Below are 235 nucleotides of genomic sequence, written 5' to 3' on the forward strand. Positions count from 1 at the left end.
CGCTCATGCCCATGCCGCGGCCGGCCTCCACGAGGCGGGGGTCCACGCCCTGCAGTCCGACCCTCGTGTTCCGCAGCACCGGCAGCACCGAGTAGAGGACCAGCGCGACGACGGCGGACCCGAAGCCGAAGCCCCGCCAGGTGGCCAGCAGCACGAAGAGCCCGATCGCCGGCGCGGCCGGACCGGTGTTGGCCACGCCCAGCACCAGCGGGCTGGCCCGCCGGAACGGGCCCCG

Annotated in this window: 1 protein-coding gene; it reads right to left on the bottom strand. The window is 76.2% G+C overall.

Going from position 1 to position 235, the window contains the following annotated elements; all coding sequences use genetic code 11:
* A partial coding sequence (locus AC0IVP_RS22175) for an ABC transporter permease subunit (protein ID WP_471759314.1) occupies positions 1–235 on the bottom strand: 235 nt, incomplete at both ends.

This window comes from Klenkia sp. AC732 (assembly GCF_979256525.1).